The 20,504-nt window shown below is 41.6% G+C and carries 19 protein-coding genes and 1 tRNA gene; 18 read left to right on the top strand and 2 right to left on the bottom strand.

Annotated elements, in window-relative coordinates:
• From MXE38_RS09585 to MXE38_RS09605, 5 genes are all read left to right on the top strand, one after another.
• A partial coding sequence (locus MXE38_RS09585) for a hypothetical protein (RefSeq protein ID WP_246914261.1) occupies positions 1–214 on the top strand: 214 nt, incomplete at its 5' end.
• Positions 215–421: 207 nt separating this feature from the next.
• Entirely contained in the window at positions 422–880 is a 459-nt protein-coding gene (locus MXE38_RS09590; RefSeq protein WP_246914262.1) for a hypothetical protein, read from the top strand.
• 20 nt (positions 881–900) lie between these two features.
• Complete coding sequence (locus MXE38_RS09595) at positions 901–1,149, top strand: hypothetical protein (protein WP_246914263.1); 249 nt, start codon at positions 901–903, stop codon at positions 1,147–1,149.
• A 382-nt stretch (positions 1,150–1,531) separates the two neighbouring features.
• The gene (locus MXE38_RS09600) at positions 1,532–1,879 is read left to right on the top strand and encodes a hypothetical protein (protein WP_246914264.1); all 348 of its coding nucleotides are present in this window, start codon (positions 1,532–1,534) and stop codon (positions 1,877–1,879) included.
• An 18-nt stretch (positions 1,880–1,897) separates the two neighbouring features.
• Positions 1,898–2,146, top strand: a complete 249-nt coding sequence (locus MXE38_RS09605; protein WP_246914265.1) for a hypothetical protein — start codon at positions 1,898–1,900, stop codon at positions 2,144–2,146.
• A gap of 101 nt (positions 2,147–2,247) precedes the next feature.
• Here the strand turns inward: MXE38_RS09605 and MXE38_RS09610 are convergent, their stop codons facing one another.
• Positions 2,248–2,904 (bottom strand): HAD family phosphatase, encoded by a 657-nt coding sequence (locus MXE38_RS09610; RefSeq protein WP_246914267.1) that lies wholly within the window; start codon positions 2,902–2,904, stop codon positions 2,248–2,250.
• Positions 2,905–3,151: 247 nt separating this feature from the next.
• On the opposite strand from MXE38_RS09610, the gene MXE38_RS09615 reads away from it, so the two are divergent.
• From MXE38_RS09615 to trpA, 7 genes are all read left to right on the top strand, one after another.
• Positions 3,152–3,319, top strand: a complete 168-nt coding sequence (locus MXE38_RS09615) for a hypothetical protein (protein WP_246914269.1) — start codon at positions 3,152–3,154, stop codon at positions 3,317–3,319.
• 107 nt (positions 3,320–3,426) lie between these two features.
• A complete protein-coding gene (locus MXE38_RS09620; protein ID WP_246914270.1) occupies positions 3,427–4,932 on the top strand; it encodes an anthranilate synthase component I family protein in 1,506 nt (501 codons plus the stop codon).
• A complete protein-coding gene (locus MXE38_RS09625) occupies positions 4,933–5,499 on the top strand; it encodes an aminodeoxychorismate/anthranilate synthase component II (RefSeq protein WP_246914272.1) in 567 nt (188 codons plus the stop codon).
• A 271-nt stretch (positions 5,500–5,770) separates the two neighbouring features.
• On the top strand, positions 5,771–6,817 hold the full coding sequence (gene trpD, locus MXE38_RS09630) for an anthranilate phosphoribosyltransferase (RefSeq protein ID WP_246914274.1): 1,047 nt from the start codon (positions 5,771–5,773) through the stop codon (positions 6,815–6,817).
• 1 nt (position 6,818) lies between these two features.
• On the top strand, positions 6,819–7,616 hold the full coding sequence (gene trpC / locus MXE38_RS09635; protein WP_246914276.1) for an indole-3-glycerol phosphate synthase TrpC: 798 nt from the start codon (positions 6,819–6,821) through the stop codon (positions 7,614–7,616).
• Positions 7,617–8,091: 475 nt separating this feature from the next.
• Entirely contained in the window at positions 8,092–9,282 is a 1,191-nt protein-coding gene (gene trpB / locus MXE38_RS09640) for a tryptophan synthase subunit beta (protein ID WP_246914277.1), read from the top strand.
• Positions 9,275–10,051, top strand: coding sequence for a tryptophan synthase subunit alpha (gene trpA / locus MXE38_RS09645; RefSeq protein ID WP_246914279.1), 777 nt, complete (start codon positions 9,275–9,277; stop codon positions 10,049–10,051). Before trpB ends, trpA begins: the two co-directional genes overlap by 8 nt.
• Before the next feature lie 277 nt (positions 10,052–10,328).
• Here trpA and MXE38_RS09650 read toward each other — a convergent pair whose 3' ends face one another.
• Positions 10,329–10,943: a dCMP deaminase family protein gene (locus MXE38_RS09650; protein WP_246914281.1), complete on the bottom strand. Its 615-nt coding sequence runs from the start codon at positions 10,941–10,943 to the stop codon at positions 10,329–10,331.
• Positions 10,944–11,152: 209 nt separating this feature from the next.
• On the opposite strand from MXE38_RS09650, the gene MXE38_RS09655 reads away from it, so the two are divergent.
• The 6 genes from MXE38_RS09655 to MXE38_RS12530 all read left to right on the top strand — a co-directional run bounded on the left by MXE38_RS09655 (position 11,153) and on the right by MXE38_RS12530 (position 20,096).
• Positions 11,153–11,229: transfer RNA gene (locus MXE38_RS09655), tRNA-Pro, on the top strand.
• A 210-nt stretch (positions 11,230–11,439) separates the two neighbouring features.
• The gene (gene rplY, locus MXE38_RS09660; RefSeq protein ID WP_246914283.1) at positions 11,440–11,727 is read left to right on the top strand and encodes a 50S ribosomal protein L25; all 288 of its coding nucleotides are present in this window, start codon (positions 11,440–11,442) and stop codon (positions 11,725–11,727) included.
• 279 nt (positions 11,728–12,006) lie between these two features.
• Positions 12,007–14,103, top strand: coding sequence for a S1-like domain-containing RNA-binding protein (locus MXE38_RS09665; RefSeq protein WP_281503190.1), 2,097 nt, complete (start codon positions 12,007–12,009; stop codon positions 14,101–14,103).
• Between the two features lie 116 nt (positions 14,104–14,219).
• The gene (gene sohB / locus MXE38_RS09670; RefSeq protein ID WP_246914286.1) at positions 14,220–15,401 is read left to right on the top strand and encodes a protease SohB; all 1,182 of its coding nucleotides are present in this window, start codon (positions 14,220–14,222) and stop codon (positions 15,399–15,401) included.
• A 585-nt stretch (positions 15,402–15,986) separates the two neighbouring features.
• Positions 15,987–18,731 carry a type I DNA topoisomerase gene (gene topA / locus MXE38_RS09675; RefSeq protein WP_281503191.1) on the top strand — a complete coding sequence of 915 codons (2,745 nt, stop codon included), beginning with the start codon at positions 15,987–15,989 and terminating at the stop codon, positions 18,729–18,731.
• A 129-nt stretch (positions 18,732–18,860) separates the two neighbouring features.
• A complete protein-coding gene (locus MXE38_RS12530) occupies positions 18,861–20,096 on the top strand; it encodes a hypothetical protein (RefSeq protein WP_246914288.1) in 1,236 nt (411 codons plus the stop codon).
• The last annotated feature ends 408 nt before the right edge of the window (positions 20,097–20,504 follow it).

Genomic DNA, 20,504 nt, shown 5'->3' on the forward strand with positions numbered 1-20,504 from the left:
TAGACTTTTCGATAAAGTTAAGTGTTTTGGTAAAAAGTGCTATGGAAAAGAAGGTTTTATTATGGGACGTCGTCAAGATGGAGGTTTTGATATTAGAACCATTGATGGTCAACATATATCCAAATCTATCTCCCCTAAAAAACTTAAGCTTATTCAAAAGCGGAAAACATTTTTAACTGCAATCAAAAAGGAGGGCGCTTCCTCCCCTGTCTAAAGACAGGGGTTTCTGCGCTACTAATATTATGACTATTTTTAGTGCACTTTGCGCAAAAGTAGGGATGAGATAGGGAGTAGATCTAAATATTGGCCTAAAAGTTGGTAAGGAATTAGATCTAGCTTCCAAAATCTATTGATAGCTCTAATAGTCAAGTAAAGAGATCTTGCACAATAGCAGCAATTACCAACATTTGGAGTTTTTCACATGATTGATTTGAGTACTGTCTCTTTAATTGATTTAATAATGTTCTTTGGCTTCTACTTAGGAAAAATGTTTCTAATTGCCTGTATTTCCTTTTATGTACTGCGCTGTGTGGTCGGTCTTTTTGTTGGCTCGACCATGAGACGTAAAACTAAAACTGTGGAGTATGAGGATTATGAAGAGGTCTATGATCCTTATACTAAGACTTACAAGAAAAAATGGTACACCGATACTAAAGAGGTCATTGACAAAGATGCTGAGACTCCAGAATTTTTAGAAGAATATGAGCGCCAGAAGATCTTAGGAAAGATTAGAGCCTCACGGGTGACCGCATTTTTAGTATTTGGCGTAATGCTAGTTCTAGTGCTATATCACGGCAATTATTTGGGCTTTCAAAACTTTCTCATGTCCGACAAAGAGCTAGAAAGTATAGCTGAGGCCTATCAGGATTTTGCAAAGTAGCATAGGGGAGTGAAAATAATATGAACGATGTAGTCTTAATTTCTGTATTGCAAAACCTAACCGTATTAATTGGCTTTGTGCTCTTTAGCTTGTTCTTGCTTCATTACTATTATTTAGGACAAGGAGTGTCCCTTTTCGTAAAGGTAAAGAAGTCCTTAATCATGCTAGCCATATTCTATGTAATCGGCATTGCCAATGGCTATGTAGCTCAATTCATGGGAATTAATTTCCTAGGCTCCATATACGAATGGTTCCTAAGCCTCTTTTAATTAGGCACCCCCAGGCCCCAATCCCCAACCTCTTAACCACCATTACCAGCGCCCCTTAAAAGCTTTTAGCTTTAAGCTCGGTATCCTTGCTAAGCCCAGCTAAGCCCATCCCAGGGCTTGGCTTGGCTTGGCTTAGCTTAGCTTAGCATGGCCAGTGACTGGCCTGACCTGCCAGACCAGACCTGACCTGGCCAGGGCAAGTTAGCTTGCCATGAATGGACTGGGCAGCAAATAAGAGCAGCTTGGCCTTAAGTAGTACCTTCACATGCATGATTTAGAGCAAGTCTACAATATACAGATCATTATCATCTTTCTTATCTACTATGGTCTGCTTTTCGTTTTCGGATGTGTAGTCTTTTATGTCTTTCGATGTGGTTTTGGTATGTTGTTTTCTTTTAGCATTCAGCGAAAATATAAAAGCGACCATTTCTACACTTATGAGCAGTATTATGACCACCATACAAACTCCTATAGTACACGCAGAGTTGTACATACGACATATGAGATTGATCATGAGGCTGAAACTCCAGAGTTTTTAGCAGAATATTATCGGAAAAAAGAAGTGGCATTTATGAAGGCATCACGCTGTGCCGCATTTTTTAGTTTTTGCTTATTAATTGCTTTGGCCTTTTATCATGGTCACTATATGGCGCTTGAGAACTTTACTGTCTCTCAAGAATATGTAGAACAGGTATTTAAAGAGCTTAAGATTTTAGTTGGCAAGAATTAGCGCAGGGGCATAGGTATTATGGATTATTTGATTGTTGTGGTTTCTATTGTGAAAAATACCACGCTCTTTTTAGCGCTATTTCTATTGAGCTTATTTTTGTTCCGCTATTTTTATATGGGGAAGGACGTATCTTTCACAACTAAGGTAAAGCAATCACTGATTTTGCTTGCCATTGTGTATGCACTGGGTATTGGGCATGGACTGGTTGCTTATCACACAGGGGTTAACTACTTGGGTGATCTTTTTGAGAATATCAAAGCACGATAGCAACTATCCATAGAGGGCCATACTCAAAACAAAAGGCAAGCCACGAGACATGAGGGCTTGCCTTTTGTTTGAGATGAAGAATTTCAAGCTTTAACTTAGTGCTAGAGCAAGTGTTCACGTGGCTCATAGAGCTCGTCTGGGGAGATAATGTGGTCGCAATCGAAAGCACCATCAAATACTTTAATGCCTGACATATGGGCATTTTTGCATCCTGCCATACCCACAATAGTGTCTTCAAATACTAAGCAGTCGTGAGCTTCCACATTAAGCTTATGGGCTGCTAAGAGATAAATATCAGGATTAGGTTTGCCTTTTTGCACCATTTCGCCAGTCACTAAAGCGTGAATATAAGGCATAAGACCATTCTTTTCTAATAAATAGCGTGCTTCTTTTTGGTGGGAACTGGTTGCTACGGCAATGCGTTTGCCTGATGCGGATAATTCTTTAAGCAAGTCGGCGAAAAATGGAAAAGGCTCGGCTTTAGGCATGTATTCGTTAAGGTAGAGAGCGGTTTTGCGCTTACTCATTTGCTCAACACTGGCACTAAGGTTGTGAGTATCAATCACTTTTTGTGAGATCACCTCAGTTGGCAAGCCGCCATAAGCAATTAAAGTTTCGTCAGATAAAGGTGGACAACCAAACTCTTGTACCATGTGATTCCAGGCCTTGTGATGCCAAATTTCAGAATTAATTAAAGTACCATCCATGTCAAAAATAAAGGCAGGATATAAGGAGATTTGGTTTAGTAAGTTGTGCATTATTTTTCCTAAACGATGTGCATGTGTTAAATGTAGCGTATTAAATTCTTAAGCTCTTTAAATTTTGCTGTATTAAAACATTACATTATTAGAAACAGATTAAATCTAAGTAGCGTTCTCTTAATAAAGGGGAATTTTTTGCTCTTAAAGTGCCTAAGCGCTGCTAAGCGCTGCTCAATGCCTGCTTAAGAGCTTAACAGCTTAACTATATGCCTTTATGGTGCAAAGCTATGCGCAAATTTAGCTCATGCTAACTAAGCAAAGTCATAACCAACAGCATATGATGGCCAATGAGCAATATTTTGGTGAGGCTATCTTTATGAATACTAGTGGTGCAATTTTATCTCGTAATGCCCAAAGCGCTAAGAGAGGGTTCTACTCTGTGTTAGCATGGCCAAGACAATTAGTTTCTTGATTTCTTAAGATAGAAAGGATAGTTAATTGTTAGTGTGTGTGATTTATATTATAGCTAAGACTGCTTAGGACTCGACCTGGCAAGTCTTTTTACAGGCCTTCTTATTTATGAAATTTGTACCTACCTTAGAAGAGGTCAATCAATTAGCTCAAGAGGAAAAATTTCATATAGTTCCTATTAGCTGTGAGATTTTATCTGACCTTTGTACTCCTATTCAGGCGCTTAATTATTTCAAGCATGCAGGTGAAGTGTGCTTTCTTTTGGAGTCTGTTGCCGCCCATGAGCGATGGGGACGCTATACTTTTTTAGGATGGCAACCTTCATTAGAAATTACCTGCCGTGAAGGAGTAATGAAAGTAGGTGCTAAGCAAATTTCCACCAGCGATCCCAATAAGCATATTCGTGAGCTGCTAAAGGATTATAAAGCTCCTAGATTTCACTTTTTACCAAGTTTTACTGGTGGCTTAGTGGGCTATTTTGCCTATGATTACTTAACCTATGCTGAACCTACAGCCAAGGTAAATCATCAAGTAAAAGAGCATTTTAACGACATTGATCTGATGCTCTTTGACAAGGTAATTGCTTTTGACCACCTCAAGCAAAAAATAGTCTTAATAGTGAATATTAAGCTCAGTAAAGACGGTAAAGAGCAAGCAAAGCTTTATGAGCAAGCTATTACCAAGCTCAAAGAGATAAGTGAGGGGTTGCATAAAGTAGCTCAAGTACCACTTAGCAAAGTAAGCAAAGAGACCAAAGAGCAGTCACCTTTGCTTGATAAGATTGAGTTTCTCTTTAGTAAAGAGCAATATTGCTCCATGGTAGAAAAAGCCCAGCGCTATATCCATGAGGGTGATATTTTTCAAATAGTACTTTCTAATAAGGTTAGCGTACCTTTTGATGGCTCTTTACTAAATACTTACCGTATCTTACGTACAACTAATCCATCACCTTATATGTTCTTCTTTAGTAGTAATAAGATTGAGGTGGCAGGAGCTTCTCCCGAGACCTTAGTTAAACTACAAGATGGCATTGTTCATACTTTTCCTTTAGCTGGAACCAGACCTAGAGGACATAATGAACAAGAGGATGAGCGTCTTGCTTTTGAGCTCTTGCATGATGAAAAAGAGCTAGCTGAGCATAATATGCTAGTGGATTTAGGTCGTAATGATTTAGGCAAGATTTGTTCTTTTGGTAGTGTTCAGGTCACTAAATTACATAGCATTGAGCGCTATAGCCATGTTATGCATATGGGCTCCACTGTAAGAGGAGAAATTGCCCCTCATTGTGATGCCTTAGATGCTATTGCTGCTGTGTTGCCAGCAGGTACTTTATCGGGAGCTCCTAAAATTCGTGCCTGTCAATTGATTGGTCAATTAGAAGGGGTAGAGCGTGGTATTTATGGCGGTGCTTTTGGCTACATTGACTTTACAGGCAATATGGACATGTGTATTGCTATACGTTTAGCCTATTTGTTAGATGGTAAAGTTCATGTACGTTCAGGAGCGGGCATTGTTGCTGACTCTATTGGTCAAAATGAGTACCAAGAGTGCATTAACAAAGCTAAAGCTGTAATTAATGCTTTAACCATGGCACAAGATAATGAGGAGCTGTAAATGATCTTATTAATCGATAATTACGACAGCTTTTCTTACAATTTGTATCAGCTTATTGGTCAGATTAATAGCGACTTAAAAGTAATTCGCAATGATGAAATGACTGTTGAGGATATAGCTAAATTAAATCCTGAAAAGATTATTATCTCTCCAGGCCCTGGTCGTCCTGAGGATGCGGGCATTATTATGTCGCTACCTAAAACTTTAGGTCGTACCATACCGCTCTTAGGCGTATGTTTGGGCCATCAAGCCATTTGTGCTGCCTTTGGAGCCAAGGTAACTTATGCTCCTAAGTTAATGCATGGAAAGCAATCTTTGGTAGAGTTGGATAATACTTGTCCCTTATTTCACCACTTGCCTGAGCGTACTTTAGTAGCACGCTATCATTCCTTATGCGTGCAAGAAGATACTCTGCCTGATGAGTTGGTGGTGACGGCTAAAACGGAAAATAATGAAGTTATGGCCGTAGCTCACCGCCATTATCCTATCTATGGAGTGCAATTCCATCCTGAGTCCATCATGACCCCAGATGGTCAGCAAATGATTGCTAATTTCTTAGCTCTATAGCAAGCGCAAAGCGCATTGGCCCATGCGCATGGGTGCATGGGCTCATGCCACCATACACCCATGGGCACAAGGCCCATGGCGCATTGCGTATGGCCAAGCTTGCACCGCTCCTTGCGTAGGATACAAGGGACGCAATCCCATTGCGCAAGCGCAGGGCGCTAAGCGCAGCCGCACTTAGAGCAAGTATGAGCCCTACAGTGTTAAGCTTTAAGCTTTAAGCTTTAGGCTTAATTTAGCTGTAGGGTCAGCACCAGTTAAGGCAAGAGAGAAAATGATTAAAGAAGCTATTGTAAAAATTGTTAATAAACAAGATTTAAGCTTTGATGAGGCTTATGCCGTGATGAATGAAATCATGACAGGCCAAACAACAGCTACCCAAAATGCAGCCTTTTTAGCAGCATTATCTACTAAGAGTGCTCGTGCAGAAACTATTGATGAGATTGCTGGTTGTGCCTCGGCTATGAGAGATCACGCCACTAAAGTGCCTACCCCTTATGATGTGTTTGAAATTGTAGGTACAGGTGGTGATAATGCCCATAGCTTTAATATCTCAACTACTACAGCCCTAATTTGCGCCGCAGGTGGCCTAAAAGTGGCTAAACACGGCAATAGAGCAGCCTCTTCTTTATGTGGTACTGCTGATTGCTTAGAGGCCTTGGGCGTTAATATTGATTTATCACCTTTAGAATGTTTAACTTTATTAGATAAAGTAGGTATGTGCTTTTTCTTTGCCCAAAAGTATCACTCATCCATGAAGTATGTAGGTGCAATTCGTAAAGAATTAGGCTTTAGAACAGTATTTAATATTTTGGGCCCTTTGACCAACCCTGCAAGTCCTAAAATCCAGCTACTAGGCGTTTATGATGAGTATTTGGTTGAGCCTTTAGCCAAGGTTTTAATGAGCTTGGGTATAAAGCGTGGCATGGTGGTATTTGGTAAGGATAAGCTTGATGAAATATCCTTATCGGCTCCTACTACCATTTGCGAGTTTAAAGACGGCTGGTATCGTACCTTTGAAATCACTCCTGAGCAATTTGGTATGGAGCGCTGTACTAAAGAAGCTTTAAAGGGTGGTACTCCTGAGGAAAATGCTGCTATTACCAGAGGTATTTTATCAGGTCAAATTTTAGGCCATAAGCGTAATGTGGTCTTGTTAAATGCTGGTGCCTCTTTGTATTTAGGTGGTGCTGCTGCCTCTATAGCTCAAGGTATAGAACTAGCTGCTTCTTTGATTGATGAGCATAAAGCTATCGACACTTTAGATAAGTTAGTGCAAGTGAGCAACGAAATTAAAACTAACAAGGAACAGGAGCATTAGGGTGAATATTTTAGATAAATTAGCAGCCCATGCCCGTGAGCGTGTAGCTATAGCGCAGCAAAAGCTTTCTTTTGAAAAGTGTCAGTCTTTAGCTAAAGAGTGCTCCTTAGCCTTAGAGCCTTTTGCTCTTGAGCGTTCTTTAAAAAGACGTAATGAGCTAGGCCAAATTGCCATTATTGGTGAGTGTAAAAAGGCCTCACCATCCAAAGGCATTATTGCTCAGGACTTTCCTTATTTAGCTATTGCAAAAGAGTATGAAAGTGCAGGGGCTGATGGTATTAGCGTGCTCACCGAGCCTAAGTGGTTTTTAGGTAGTGATAGCTATTTAGAGCAAATAGCTAAGGAAGTAAAAGTACCTGTATTACGTAAGGACTTTACTGTCAGTGATTATCAAATTTATGAAGCTAAGCTCTTAGGTGCCAGTGCTGTATTGTTAATTTGCTCTTTACTTAGTAAAGATGAGCTTTTACATATGATTAAACTGTGCGACCAACTAGAGCTAAGTGCTTTAGTTGAGGCTCATGATGCTCAAGAGATTGAAATGGCCCTTAGTGTAGGTGCTAGATTAATCGGAGTTAACAATCGTAATTTAAAAGACTTTACTGTAGATACCCAAAATAGCACCCGTTTGCGTCAATTAGTGCCCCAAGATGTGCTTTTTGTGGCCGAAAGTGGCGTTAGTTGCGCCTCTGATGTGCAAGCCCTCAAAAAAGCAGGAGTTAATGCTATTTTAGTAGGTGAAAGCTTAATGAGAGCTGACAACAAAACAGCCCATCTTAATATGCTTCGTAATGCTTAATCTTATTAATACTAAAAGGTGGCTCTTATGAGCTTTAAATTAAGTCCCAAGTTAACTTGGGCCCTCGTGGCCAGCATAGATCATTCTTATTAAAGCAAACTAGCAATAAGTATTAATGTTCTAGTTTTCACCCTCCATTTCCCAGCACCAGCACCGCAGCCGTGCACCAGCACCGCAGCGCAGCAACAGCGCCGCAACATCCCGCAGCAGCGCTGCTTAAAAACCAATGTGCCAAGGCTCAATAGGTGCAACAGTTTAAGTGCACAAGGGCACAAGGGCAAAAAATAGCCCACGCAGTAGCGTGCAAGAGTACAAGGTGCTATGCGAGCAAAGGCGCATGAGTGCCACTGGATAGGCGCACTAATGGGCCTAAACCTTAGGCATTAATTGAGTGATGGAGAGGGGAAAATTATCCCTGGCTAAAGATTGTGGCTATGAGTGTGTGTGTAAGGCCGCAATCACGAGGTATTAAGTCATGACAAATCAAAAAGGACGCTTTGGTATTCATGGTGGTCAATATGTGCCTGAAACTTTGATGAATGCCATTATCGAGCTGGAACAAGCCTATGATCATTACAAAAATGATCCTCAATTTAATCAAGAATTAACCTCTCTCTTTAACGATTATGCTAATCGTCCTTCTATGCTTTATTTTGCTGAGAAAATGACAGCAGATCTGGGCGGTGCCAAGATTTATTTAAAGCGTGAGGACTTAAACCACACTGGTGCTCATAAGATTAACAATGTGTTAGGTCAGGCCTTACTGGCTAAAAAGATGGGTAAAACCCGTTTAGTAGCTGAAACTGGTGCAGGTCAACATGGCGTAGCCTCAGCTACCGCAGCAGCTTTAATGGGCCTTGAGTGTGATGTTTACATGGGTCGTGAGGATACTGAGCGTCAGGCCTTAAATGTCTATCGTATGAAGCTTTTAGGTGCCAAAGTCCATCCTGTAGATAGTGGCACTGCTACCTTAAAAGATGCGGTATCAGAGGCCATGAGAGATTGGTGTACTAATGTTGGCCATACTCATTATTGCTTAGGTTCAGTAATGGGCCCACATCCATTCCCAACTATTGTTCGTGATTTCCAAGCGGTAATTTCTAAAGAAATTAAAGAGCAAATACTACAAAAGGAAGGTCGTTTACCTGATGCTGTACTTGCTTGCGTGGGCGGCGGCTCTAATGCTATAGGTGCTTTTTATCATTTTATTAATGATCCTGAGGTTGCGCTTATTGGTTGTGAGGGTGCAGGTAAGGGCGTAGATACCAAAGATACCGCAGCTACTATGAGTGTAGGTAAGCTTGGTATTTTCCATGGCATGAAATCATATTTTTGCCAAAACAAATATGGCCAAATTGCTCCTGTTTACTGCATTAGCGCAGGCTTAGATTATCCTGGCATTGGACCTGAGCATGCTCACCTTAATGATATAGGTCGAGCCCAATATGTGCCTATCAACGATGAGGAGGCGGTAAACGCCTTTGAGTACTTAGCTCGTTGTGAGGGTATTATTCCTGCAATTGAGTCAGCCCATGCCGTAGCCTATGCTATGAAGTTGGCTCCTACTATGGGTAAAGATAAAATTATTGTAGTTAACTTATCAGGACGTGGTGATAAAGATGTAGCTGCTATTGCCCGCTATAGAGGAGAGGTGATCCATGAGTAAGATTTCTGATGCTTTTGTAAACGGCAAAGCTTTTATTCCGTTTATTACTTGTGGCGACCCTGATTTGCAAACTACAGTGCAAATAGTAAAAGCAGCGGCTGACAATGGGGCTGATATTATTGAGCTGGGCATTCCTTTTTCCGACCCTACAGCTGAGGGCCCTGTAATTCAGGAAGCAAATGTACGTGCGCTTAAAAATGAAGTCACCACCGATGATGTGTTTAAGACCGTAGAGCAAATAAGAACTGAGGTTAGTATTCCTCTGGTCTTTATGACTTACGCTAATGTAGTATTTTCCTATGGTTGTGATGCTTTCTTTGAGCGTTGCGCTCAAGTAGGTATAAGCGGCATTGTGCTTGCTGATGTGCCTTTTGAGGAAATGGGGGAGTTTGAGCAAAGCGCCCTTAAGCATAATGTTGAAATGATAAGCTTAGTATCTCCTACCTCTGAGGATCGTATTGCCAAGATAGTTAAGCATGCTCGAGGCTTTGTCTATATTGTCTCAAGCTTAGGTGTAACTGGCGTTAGAGACCATATTAGTACTGATATTGGTAGTATAGTCAAAGTAGTAAGAGCTAATACTAATATTCCTTGTGCCGTAGGTTTTGGTATTTCTACCCCAGAACAAGCGCAAGCCATGGCCTCTTTAGCTGACGGTGCCATTGTCGGCTCAGCCATTGTCAAGATCATAGCTGCTTATGGCAAAGAAGCGCCATCTCATGTAGGTGCTTATGTGCGCTCCATGAAAGATGCTATTAAGGATCTTTAATTAAAATTCCATATTTAGAAAACACAAAAAAAGGCTGTAGTACCTAGGTACCACAGCCTTTCTTATTCAAATTATCACGTAGCTATTACTTTTGCTAAAGCACCCCAGATCAGGTAATTGCCTGACAGACATATCCCTGCCATGCCAGTCCTGGCATGGACTGGAGCCTGGCATGGCCAGCCAAGACCTGGCTTGGCATGGCATGGCACGGCATGGCCATATAGGCCATGCTCTATGGCCCGTGGCCTATGGCAAGGCTTGGGTGCAAAGTCTTGTTTTAACCGCAGCAACCGCCACCGCAGCAGGAGCTGCCTGGCTTGATGGCACGAATGCTGGTAATAGCCTCAATCTTATCGTCCACGCTTTGGTTTTCGTTATTGGTAAGCCCCATATTACGACGGTGCTCTTCAATTAAGCGGCTATCATCATCCCAATCAAGTGGATTAATTTCTACTAACTTCTTGTTAGCATCACGCATTACAACACGCTCAATTTGAGCATTTAAAATAAGACGCTCACACATGGCGCATGGACTAATATTCTTAGTTGGCTCATTGGTAGCAGCATCAGTACCACATAAATAGAGGGTACCACCAATAATATCTAATGGATTGCCATTAATAATGGCATTAGCCTCAGCATGTACAGCACGGCAAATTTCATAATGGGTGCCTGGCTTTACCTTAAGCTCATCACGTAAACAAATGCCTAAATCAGAGCAGTTGTCTCTGTGACGAGGTGCGCCGTTATATCCAGTTGAAACAATACGGCCATCTTTGGAGACAATAACAGCACCATATCTACGACGTAAACAAGTAGAACGCATGGAAACAGATTCAGCAATTTCCATAAAAGACTCATCTTTGGATGGACGTACAAAGCTTGTGGTCACAATAGCCTCCAGGCAATAAACCGAAAATAAAAGTGGAATTGGGCTCTATTTTACGTCATAAAATCCCATGATCAAGCTAATAGCAAAGCATTATCATTAGACTATCTTAGTCATTTAGCTTTTAGCATTACACAAGCTAGCTCTTGGGGGTAAAAAATTTTTAAAAATTTGTTGACAAGAGGTATGCAAGTTATTAAAATGTGCGCCGTCGGTGATTAGCGCAGTCCGGTAGCGCAACTGGTTTGGGACCAGTGGGTCGCAGGTTCGAATCCTGCATCACCGACCAGTTTTCAAGCGCCAAGAGCGCTTTTTCTTTTTTCGGGCCGATAAGACCAATTTAAGGGCTTAAACTTAAAAGAGTTTAAGTTTTATAGTTAGTAATAAATACGTTTTCGTGTCAATTTCTAGCTTGGGTTTTTTAGGCAGATGTCTTAGCTAAATGCTCCGGTCGCAGACATTTAGCATAACCATCAAAACAGTACGAGAGTATCGAATCATGGCTATTACTTTAGACGTTCAAGTTCGCAATGACTTGGGGAGAGGTGCGAGCCGCCGCCTTCGTCGTGCAGAGCAGATCCCAGCAATCATTATCGCCAAGGGTCAAGAGACTGTTAGCGTAATCTTAGACGAGAAGAAGTTAATCCAGGCTACTACCAAGCCAGAGTTCTTCACTGAGAACGTAACCTTAAACTTAGACGGCAACCAGATCGTTGTTAAGCCAATCGCTATGCAACGTCATCCAGTTACCTCTCGCGTAATTCACGTTGATTTCCAACGCGTTTAATTAAACGAAGCCTATTATAGGCAGTTACGCTAGCGCTATAGCGCCGCATGGGGCAGGCTGATTTCAGTCTGCCCTTTGTGTTTTTGCAAAAAACATTTGCTATTGCTTGCATATCTCTCTAAGATACAAGCTATCAGACCCATCAAGTGGTGGGCCACTAACTAAGCACTAAATAATATTCCTTTGCCAAGATTAATCTCTGTTCTAAAGCTTTTTATAGCTCCTCTCTAGCGACTTATTTTACAGGCAAAGACGAATGTATAGTGCAGGACGATTTAAATGCATAATAACGAAAACAATTCTAAGCTTTCATTAAACAAGTCTTCTGTTTCTTCTTCTAATATCAAACCTTTATCCCGTTTCCAAAAGCGAGCTCAAGAGCAAGCTCAAGCTCAGCAGCAAAGAGAACTCTCTGCCTCTAAAGAGCGCAAAGTAGAGGCTACTCCTTGGACTAAAGGTTCTTTAATGTCCCAAAACAAAGACCAAGATCGCTTTGGCGAGCGTAAAGAGCGCAGCTTTGGCGAACGTCGTGAGCGTGGCCCACGCCGTGATGGCGAGCGTAGCTTTGGTGAGCGCCGTGAACGTGGCCCACGCCGTGAGGGCGAGCGTAGCTTTGGCGAACGCCGTGAACGTGGCCCACGTCGTGAAGATAGGGGCGGTGCACGCCGTGAGCGTGCTCCACGTATGGATGCACAAAACCTTTATGATGTTGCAGGAGATTTTGATTCCTCTAACAGTCGTCCTGAGCGTGTAGTAACTGATGCTCGCACTATTTATGAGTGCGAAGTGCCTATTGGCCGTATGACTGAGCTTGCTATTTGCGAAATCACTGAAAAGGGTGCTTTTGTTGATGCCAAAGATCATGGCCCTTTATTTATTCCACGTAGCCAATTACCTGATGAGGCTCAAGAGGGCGATTTAATTCGTGTCTTCTTATATAAGGATGGTGAGCGTACTTTAGCTACCGCCCGTCGCCCTTATATTGAGCTTGGTATGACTGGCAACTTACGTATTAATAGCGTGGAAAATGGTACTGCCTACTTAGATTTAGGTATTCCAAAAGAGCTAGTTTTACCTGTATCTGAGCAGCGCTTTAGAATGTATGAGGGCGATAATGCTCTAGTATTGGTGTGCATTGATAACTTAGGCCGTCTATTCGGTACTCAGTGCTTTAACCGCTACATTCGTGATAAGTCCTTCCCTCATGAGTTTGAGGACAATCAGCGCGTTAAGATTGTTGCTGTAGCCCATACTCCTTTAGGCTTTAGAGTAATTGTTGATGATAAGGTGTACGGACTTATTTATCAGTCCGAGCAAAAGGGTGAGCTTATTATTGGCAAGCGCTATGATGGTTTTGTAAAGACTGTTCGTCCTGATGGTCGCTTAGATATTTCTCTGCAAGAGGCTGGTCGTGAGGGTGTAGAGCATGCTTCTTTAGATATCTTACAAGCTCTTTATTTCTCCGAGGGTAAGTTTGACTTTAATGATAAGTCTGAGCCAGAGAAAATTGAAGAATACTTAAAGATGTCCAAAGGCCGCTTTAAGAAGGCTTTAGGTGCTTTATATAAGCAGCGCTTTGTAGAAATTACCGATGATGGGGTTCTTTTAACTCCAGAGGGCCAAAATTTTGCCAATGAGCGTTTTGCCCATTTAGCCAATAAGGGCCAAAGCAATATTGATAGCGAAAGCGACAGCAATGACTTAGCTGATTCTGTAGAGTCTAGCTATGATGATATGGATGCTTTAGCTAATGCTGATGTTGGTGCAGATCAAGACCCTATGGTTGATGCAGTGGTTAGCGCTGTAGCTCAGGCCCGTAAAGAGGGTAAATTACCTACAGGCTATCACAACAACGAAGTTAAGTCCTATCAGCGCACTGATTTTAATAAAGCAGAGCCAGAGCAAGCATTAGAGACTACCTCATGGGGTGAAAACCTTGATGAACTGGGGGACTTTGCGGGTCGTCGCAGTGCTGTTAATGAGATGTCTGGCTTTGGTAATGAGCGTAGTGCCCACCGCCATGACCGTGGCCCTCGCCGTGATGGTGAGCGCCGTGAGCGTAGCCCACGTCGTGAGGGTGAGCGCCGTGAGCGTAGTTTTGGCGAGCGAGGCCCACGCCGTGATGGTGAGCGCCGTGAGCGCAGCTTTGGTGAGCGCGGCCCTCGTCGTGAGGGCGAACGCCGTGAGCGTAGTTTTGGCGAGCGTGGCCCACGCCGTGAGGGTGAGCGTCGTGAGCGTAGCTTTGGTGAACGTCGTGAGCGTAGTTTTGGCGAGCGTGGCCCACGCCGTGATGGTGAGCGTCGTGAGCGTAGCTTTGGTGAACGCCGTGAGCGTGGCCCTCGTAGAGACAGCCATAGCTTTAGAGGCAAGCGTTAATTAGTTTATTTTTAGCACTATAGTGCGTAATATAAGGCCAAGTTGAGTAGCAAAATACTCAATTTGGCTTTATTTTATAGTTAGTTTCATAGTTAATTTTTTTGAGGATGTAGATAATGGCGGAGTTTTTCCTCGATTTGCTCGGCTTTGTTATTAAAGGCGGCATTGTGCTAGCAGTAGTATTGGTTCCTATCCTGGTTATTGTTGGTTTAGTTGCTAAGAATAAAAAGCCACAAAATCCAGAAGGCTCATTAGTGGTAGTAGATTTAAAGAAAGCTGCCAAAAAACGTAAAGAGCTAATGACTAAGAGCTTAAAGAAGGCTAATCCTGATGAGTTGTTGCATAAAAAGGAGCTTAAGGTCGGCTTAGTTAAAGAAGATAAGGCTGAGGCTAAAAAGGCTAATTCTAAGCAAGGCAAGAAAGATGCTGTGGCTAAAGAGCGTGAAGAGCGCAATGAATTAGTAAATTCCTTAGAGCAAAAGAACCAAGCAGGTGAGTTTTGCCCAAATAATCTCTATGTTATTGATTTTAGAGGCTCTACTAAGGGTAAAGAGTTTAAAGAATTACGCCTTAAGATTGATGCTATTTTAGACGTGGCTACCAAGGATGATGAGGTAGTAGTTAATCTCATGTCTCCAGGTGGTTTAGTTAACTCTTATGGTCTATGCGCTTCTCAATTACAGCGTATTAGAGATCGTGATATTAAGCTTACCGTAACCGTTGATGAGGTTGCTGCCTCTGGTGGTTATTTAATGGCTTGTGTGGCTGATAAGATTGTTGCAGCTCCTTTCTCATATATTGGTTCTATTGGCGTTATTGCAGGTGTGCCAAACTTTAGAAAGGTGTTAAAGCGCTTTGATGTTGATTATGAGCAAATTACTGCTGGTAAGTACAAGCGTACCTTATCTGTTTTAGGTGAAAATACCGAAGAGGGCCGTAAGAAGTTCAAAGAAGAGCTCGAGGCTGTACATACTCGTTTTAAAGAGCAGGTGCTACGCTATCGCCCTAATCTTGATGCTGAAAAAGTTACTACTGGTGAACACTGGTTGGCTGTTGATGCTAAGGAATTAGGCTTGGTAGATGAAATTGCTACCTCTGATGAGTACTTAGCTAAGCGTATGGCTGTTACTAAGAATAGTGCCTTAAAGTTAAAGTACAAGAAGGTAGAGAAAAAGAATCTGCTTTCTAAAATTATGCCTAAGAGCTATTTATCATCTGTAATCAGCAAAGTACGCTCTGAGCAAGTGAGCGAGTGCTTAGATGAAGCTGAGCAAAATAGCTTTATGCGCTTAAAGTAATAATAGAGATCTATTGAGCTTACAAAGTACGTTTTTGTCTGAAAAACGTACTTTGTTAAGCCAGTTAATTATTGCGTATATTTGGCTTAGGATATTGGGTTTGTTAGTGTCTTAAGCCAAGAATACATAATAGTCAATCTCGTGTTTGAGGCTGGATAACTTTTGGTTCTATATGAGGTGTTGGTTTTGCTGTGCCATTTTGTTGGGCATTTTGTGAGCTAACGCTAAATTTTGCACAAAAGTGAAGCTAGCTTAGATCTATAGCTAAAAAGACAAATTTTTTGCTTAGATATGCTATAGATTGACTAACAAAAGATAAATTTTTACCTGCAATTTTTTGGTTAGCCAACATTATTTGTCATTAAATATACTTGCTCACTAGCCTTAAGTGAGCTAGCCTAATATATAGCGTTAGCAATAATGCTAAATCAAGCCTATCTTATTAAGCTCTAAAATGAGCCTACAGATAAGGCTTATCAGCTTAAAGCCTCTGATGAAAATATAGAGCAAAATTTCTTGTTAAGTAATTTACTTAACATAGCATTTATTTAGTGAACAGGAAGTACTCTTTGGTCGAGGAAAAGAATGGGTAAAGCGTTAGTTATTGTGGAGTCTCCTTCCAAAGCCAAAATTATTAATGGCTATTTGGGCGAGAACTACATTGTTAAAGCCAGCGTCGGTCATATTCGCGATCTGCCCTCAGGTGCTAGTAAAACAAGTAAAGCTACTGGTGAGGCTACTCGTAGCCGTGTAAAAAAGACCGAGGAGCAAAAGCGTAATGCACTTTTCGATCGTATGGGCATCGATCCATTAAATAATTGGAAGGCCCGTTATGAAATTATGCCAGATAAGGTATCAGTAGTATCTGAACTTAAGCGTCTTGCCAAAGAGTGTGACGCTGTTTATTTGGCAACTGACTTGGATCGTGAAGGAGAGGCTATTGCTTGGCACTTAAAAGAGATCCTCTCGTCAAAGAGTGATGCTGATAAGCCTTTTTGGCGTGTAAAGTATCCTGAAATCACTAAGAGTGCTATTAAAAAGGCCTTTGATAACCCTGGTCAGGTAAATATGGACATGGTAAATGCCCAGCAAACACGACGCTTCTTAGATCGTGTAGTGGGCTTTATGGTGTCTCCTTTACTATGGGAAAAGGTAGGCCGTGGCTTATCAGCAGGTCGTGTACAATCAGTTGCTGTAGAGTTGATTGTAGATCGTGAGCGTGAAATTAAAGCCTTTATCCCAGAGGAGTATTGGACTATTGGTGCTAATACTCTTACTCCTAACAAAGAGGAGTTGCCTTTATCTTTAGCTACTAAGGGTAAAAATAAAGTAGTGATTAACAATGCTACTGAGGCCCAGGCTATTGTTAATGAACTCCAAGCTCAACAATTTGTTGTTAGCAAGATTGACTCTAAAAAGGGCAGTGCTCATGCTCCTGCACCTTTTACCACCTCTACTTTGCAACAGACAGCTAACCAGCGCTTAGGCTTTAGCGTTAAGCGTACTATGACTGTAGCTCAACGTCTGTACGAAGGTGGTTTTATTACTTATATGCGTACTGATAGTGTGAACTTATCTCAAGATGCTATCAACGCAGCTCGCTCCATTATTGAAGAGCAATTTGGTAAGCAGTATTTACCTGATACTCCAAATTACTATCAATCTAAAGAGTCAGCTCAAGAGGCTCACGAAGCTATTAGACCATCTCATCCAGAGATGAAGTCTTTACCAAGCACAGTAGATCGTGATGGCCAAAGACTATACCAATTAATTTATGAGCGCTATTTAGCTTGTCAAATGTCTAACCAGCAATATGAGTCCCGCTCCATTAGTGTGGTGGCAGGTGATTATGTGCTGCGTGCTACTGGTAGAACTGAGCTATTTGACGGCTTTAGAAGAGTATTAGGTAATAAGAGTGAAGATGCTATTTTACCTGCGGTAAAAGAGGGTGATATCTTAGCTCTTACTGCTCTAATTCCAGCTCAGCACTTTACTCAGCCTCCAGCACGTTACTCTGAGGCTACCTTGGTTAAAGAGCTTGAAAAAGATGGTATTGGTAGACCATCAACCTATGCTGCCATTATTAATACCATTCAAGAGCGTGGCTATGTAAAGGTAGAGCGCAACCGCTTCTTTGCTACCAAGATGGGCGAAATTGTAACTGATAGATTGCGTTATAGTTTTGCTAATTTAATGGACTATCATTTCACTGCCTCTATGGAGGAGTCTTTAGATGAGATTGCCGCAGGCCGTCGTAATTGGCTTGCTAGCCTCGATGAGTTCTATAAGGACTTTTCAGATCATCTCACCAAGGCTCAGCTTCCATATGAGCAGGGCGGTATGCCTAATAATAGAGCTATTGAAACTGACATTATCTGTCCTACTTGCCATAAATACCATATGGCTATTCATATGGGACGTACTGGCAGTTTCTTAAGCTGTATGGGCTATCATGACACTGAGGTCAAGGCTACAGAGCGTTGCCGTTGTACCATTAACCTTACTCCAACTCATGAAAATGATATTCCTGAGGATAAGGAAATGGACGAGGCCACCGAAACTAAGTTGCTCTTAGGCAGCAAGCGCTGTCCTAAGTGCGGCTCTAAGATGGATGGCTATTTGATTGATAAGAATCATAAGATTTACTTATGTTCTAATGCTCCTGTATGCGATGGCTATACCAGAGAGGAAGGTGACTACTCTAATGAGGTCGCTCTAGGCCCTGTGATCGCTTGTGAAAAGTGCGGTCATGACATGGTCTTAAAAGAGGGTCGTTTTGGCCGCTACATGTTATGTACTAATGAGGCCTGTAAGAATACTCGCAAGATCTTAAAGAATGGTGATGTAGCCCCTCCACGTGAGGATGCTGTTGATTTACCAGAGTTGCCTTGTGATAAGAACCCAGAGTCACATTATGTTTTACGTGATGGTGCTACAGGTATCTTCTTAGCTGCTCATGATTTCCCTAAGGTGCGTGAAACTAGACCTGTTAAGGTTATAGAGCTCAAGCGCTTTATCGATCGTATTTCTCCTAAGTTCTATTATTTAGCTAATGGCCCTGAATACGATCCTAATGGTAATCCTGCTGAGGTGCGCTTCTCTCGTAAGCTCAAAGAGCAATACTTATCCTCAGTAAATCCAGAGGGTAAGCAAACTAAGTGGGCTGCTTACTACGCACCTGAGACTAACTCTTGGCGTGAGGCTGAATTAGGTAAAGGCAAGTCTAGTGCTAGTGCTAGCGATAGCGAGGATGCTCCTAAGACTAAGGCCAAGACTACCAGAGCTAAGTCAACTAAGAGCACTACAACTAAGAAAAAAGCTCAGGCTTAGTTAAAGTGTAAGCTCTTTATTAAAACCGCAATGTGGTAGCTACTGCATTGCGGTTTTTGCATATGATAGAATAGGGCCCTGTAATTAATCGTGGGATTATTAGCCTAGCCATATAATTGGAGTGAGCTTGTGAGCCGTAACCTATTTTATGTATTGCCTCTTCCTTTAAGTGCCCCTTCAATCAAGGCACGCTTAGCAGGATTGAGTATTTTACGTATTCCTGATGGTGTTTCCTTGGAATATGCTACGGTTAAAAAGCTCTTATTAAGCAAGATCCCTTTGCATAGCATTGTCTCGCCTGTTTATTTATTTAAACAGCATATTGATCCTTTCAATCTTAAGCATGGCATGAGCTCTTTGGAGTTTGTAAGTGAGTGTAGTAACCAACTTACTAGAACTTCAGATCAAGACATTTTAATCTCATTTGCTTTTAGGCATATGAGTGTTTTAAATGCCATGGCTATTCAAAACTTTTATTACGATGATTTCTTTGAGCGCTTTAATTATGTAATTGATTTAAAAGTAGCTCTCAATACCTGTGCTTATTTTGGCAATACCCGTTTAAAGCAAATTACCAATCTTAATCAAGTGGCTAAAGATTTAGGCTTTAAAGGGGATTTATCTAATCAGCTCAACCGAACTGAGGCTTTGCATTTTATCTATCAGCACTTATTAGCCCAAGATCCTAAAATCATGGCCTTTTTAACTAAGCCAAGGGACAAGCGTCTAGGCCTAGTAGTAAATAACTGCTATGTTTATTTGGATGACAAGGGGCTGTACGTAGTAAAAGTTATTGATGTTAGCGCTGATGGCAGAATAGTAAAGGTCATTAAAGCTAATAGCAGTGAGATGGTATTAGACACTATTAATCTTGATTTTGCTCCTTTAGTAGCTCCTTTAACCATTTTGACTAAAGAGCGCCAAGTAGAGCATAAATTTGATTTAAATGAGGTCTTAAAGCGCCTAAATGAGGCTAAGCTTAACGAGCTTTCTAATAAGGCAGATGATTGGGTAATTGGTGAGCGAGACTTACCTTTTTATAAAAGTTTCTTTAAGCATTTAAATGCCCAAGAGCAGCAAGTGTTTGAGCGCTTATCACGCCATGATTTAAGAACCGAGACCAATATCTCAAGCATAGCTAATAACAGCACTAAGTTTAGTGCTTTTGTGATGTGCTATATCAATGAGAATTTTCCTGGTGCTTGTTTTGATGCCGAGCGCAAGAACTATCTTGATTATTGTAATGAGCAGCTCAAGCGCCGCAGCAGCAGCGTAGTTCAAGAGTGCCAAATGCTCTTTGATAACATCAACGATAAAGACACTCAATCCCTGGCCCTCTTAAAGCGCATCAGCTCTTACTTCTAATCCCATCCCCTGGCCAAGCCCCAGCCTGGGCTAAAGCCCAGGCCTGGGACAAGCCCAAGCGTGGATCAAGCCCTGGCCTGGCGAAGTTTTCGCTAAAGTGTGGCTTTGCTAACCAAGCTTAGGCTTAGCCAAACAATAATGCTGCTAAGTTCAGCTAAGATTAGATGCTAGTGATTAAATTGAAATCTCTTTGCACAAATACCACTAACCTACTCAGCCAGTAAAATTGTGGAAAAGCACAAGACAATTAGCAAATTAAGGTGCCACTTTGGTTCGTTAGTATGTAATGGGTTTTCAATCATAGCCCGGCATTGTTAAATTTTTATTTCTAAGCAAAAACCGCTTATTTATCAGATTTCTTAGAAATGCTACCCTTGAGGTAGTTTTTTTGTGCCAAAACTACAACCC

This window comes from Anaerobiospirillum sp. NML120448, assembly GCF_023050945.1.
GTDB lineage: Bacteria > Pseudomonadota > Gammaproteobacteria > Enterobacterales > Succinivibrionaceae > Anaerobiospirillum.